The organism is Rhodococcus sp. EPR-147 (assembly GCF_001647185.1).
Taxonomy (GTDB): Bacteria; Actinomycetota; Actinomycetes; order Mycobacteriales; family Mycobacteriaceae; genus Rhodococcoides.
Map to the genome: position 1 here is coordinate 1 of NZ_LVCU01000341.1, position 2,563 is coordinate 2,563.

Genomic DNA, 2,563 nt, shown 5'->3' on the forward strand with positions numbered 1-2,563 from the left:
CGGTCACCGCCGACCCGGCGGGCGCGGTGCCGTAAACCGGGCAGAGTGCCACCGCGTTCCCCGTGACGGCGAGGAGGGTCTCGGCCGAAGCGAGCAGGTCCAACAGTTCCGGCCGGACGAGGGAGTAGAACACCTGCCGGCCCTGGGGGCGACCGACGACCAATCCGCAGTCCCGCAGGCACGCCATGTGCGCCGATACCGTCGACTGTGCCAGCCCCAGCTCGCTCACCAGGTCCGCTACACGCACCTCCCTGCTGGCGAGACGGCGAACGATAGCCAACCGTGTCGCATCGGAAAGGCTGTGGAACAACGACACTGCCGCATCGAAAGTCGACGTGGAACCGCCGGGCAGGCGGCCATCCTTATTGATCGTCATGCAACGATGATAGCATCTAAGCCCGGTATGATCGCTATGCGTGAATGCTCGGCCCCGGTCTCGTCGGCACGAGTCCGATCCTCGTCGTGCCGTACTGAGACAGGACGACGGCACGACGAAGAACACCTCCGTGGTGTGGGACCCGGTCACCGGACCTGCGGACGCACGCGACAAACCGCAGTTGCTCCGTACGGCGCGGTCGAGATCGCCGACTTCCCGATCGCGGTGGCACCTGCTACGAAGGCGCTTTCGATTCCCTACTCGCCGAATCCGTCCGAGACGGCGAGGAGGCCGAGGTCAACCAGCTGCATTGCGGGTCGAACGGCGCGCCGACGCGTCGGGAGTGTCGTCGAGACGATCGAACGCACCGGTCATTGCGGCATGCAGCTCGGTGAGCTGCGCGATCGACTCCTCCTCCCGGGTGATGTGCTCGCGCAGTGTTGGCCGCAGCCCGGTCTTCACAGCGGCGCAGGAGTCGTTCTCCCATGCGCGCAGCATCGTCTTGATCTGTGGCAGCGTCAGTTTCGAGCTTTTCGCGGCGGTGATGAACGCCAACCGTTGCTGTGCTCGTTTGTCGTAGACGCGGTACCCGTTCGGGGCTCGGTCCGCCGGCAGCAGCCCCTCGCTTTCGTGGAAGCGCAGCGTCGTCGCCGGCACCCCGTCGCCGAGGAGAGTTACGAGATCAGATCAGCAGGGCTTCGGCAAGCCTGGTCTTCGTCCGTACGCAATCGTCAAAGACTGCGCTCGCCCTGTCGATTCGTTCTGTACGACGCCGCGCGAGAGGCTCGCCCGGCAAGCTTCCCCCGACTTTCGGGAAGTCGGGGGAAGTATCCTATCGCAGGTCGTCAGCCGGTCAGCAACACATCATTGCGGCGCACATGTCCCCACACATGCCGGTGGCCATCATGATCTGGCAATCCCACCACGTCTGCAGGTTGGTCATCAGTTCGGTCATCGGAATCTCCCTCAATTCTGGTCCCGAGGAGACGGGACATCACGACCATATACTGAGTACGTACATAGATAGTAGATGTCGTGTTACCGACGACCCTAGGATCAGGAGACGACAGGGCAGGAGGCGATAGGTGCGGGTGAACGGATTCGGTGAACTCGAGGCGGTAGTGATGGATCGCCTGTGGGCCCGCGGTGCGCGAAGCACCGTGCGGGAGTTGTTCGACGAATTGGCCGAGCAGCGGGTGATTGCCTACACCACGGTGATGTCGACGATGGACAACCTGCACCGTAAGGGCTGGTTGGAGCGCACCCGTAGGGGCAAGGCGTTCGACTACTGGCCGACGTTGTCTCGCGAGGAGCACAGTGCCCGGCTGATGCGTCACGCGTTCGCTGCGGGCGGCAAGTCGGACCTGGTGCTCACCCATTTCGTCGAGCAGATGAGCGACGAAGAGTCGGAGCGTGTGCGAAGAGCGTTGCGCAGACTGACCGACCCCGGCCAGTCGCGATGACTCTGACTCTGTGCCTGCTGCTCTACGGGCTCGTGGTCTCGGTAGCCGGTCCGCCTGTGCTCGCGCGACTGACCCGCCGGGGCATCGCTCCGCAGCTCGGGATAGCTGCCTGGAGTGCAGCAATGGCGGTGGTGATCCTGACCTGGACCGGCGCGGCGATCATGCTCGTCGCCGAAGCGGTGCATTGGAACAGAGACGCTCACTGGGTGTCAGCGTGCGTCGTCGAGGTGCTCCGGTCGATCGACGGCCGTGCCGCAGCACTGCTTCAGGGAACACTGATAGCAGTCTCCGCGGTCGCTGCGGCGGCGCTTCCGTTGGTGGTGTGGAGGGCTGGGCGGGGCATGCTGCGGATGCGAACGCACACGCTTCGCCACGCCCGGACGGCGAGGGTGATCGGCCAACGCCTGCCCGGTACCGACGCGGTGGTCGTCGACACCGCGGATCGGCTCGCCTACTGCGTTGCTGGCCGTCCGAAGACCATCGTGATCACTACTGGTGCCCTGGATGCACTCGTCCCGGATCAGTTAGGCGCCGTCTTGGCGCACGAACGTGCTCACCTAATCGGTCGCCATCACCTGCTGCTCGCCTCTGTTCGCGGACTCGCCGCGGCAGCTCCATGGATGCGGTTGTTCCGCGACGGGGCGACCGAGATCGCCCTGCTGCTCGAGATGTGCGCGGACGACAGCGCTGCCCGCTCCCATGGTCGGCGGGCGCTACTCGGTGG

Annotated in this window: 4 protein-coding genes; 2 read left to right on the top strand and 2 right to left on the bottom strand. The window is 65.0% G+C overall.

The features are described from left to right. On the bottom strand, positions 1–376 hold a 376-nt coding region (locus tag A2J02_RS15655), incomplete at its 3' end, for an ArsR/SmtB family transcription factor (RefSeq protein ID WP_068051063.1). A 297-nt stretch (positions 377–673) separates the two neighbouring features. Continuing rightward, entirely contained in the window at positions 674–1,033 is a 360-nt protein-coding gene (locus A2J02_RS15660) for a MerR family transcriptional regulator (RefSeq protein WP_008720465.1), read from the bottom strand. 428 nt (positions 1,034–1,461) lie between these two features. On the opposite strand from A2J02_RS15660, the gene A2J02_RS15665 reads away from it, so the two are divergent. Next, positions 1,462–1,839, top strand: a complete 378-nt coding sequence (locus tag A2J02_RS15665) for a BlaI/MecI/CopY family transcriptional regulator (protein WP_008720466.1) — start codon at positions 1,462–1,464, stop codon at positions 1,837–1,839. After that, positions 1,836–2,563: M56 family metallopeptidase (locus A2J02_RS15670; protein ID WP_068051065.1), on the top strand; the 728-nt coding region annotated here is incomplete at its 3' end. The genes A2J02_RS15665 and A2J02_RS15670, both read left to right, overlap by 4 nt.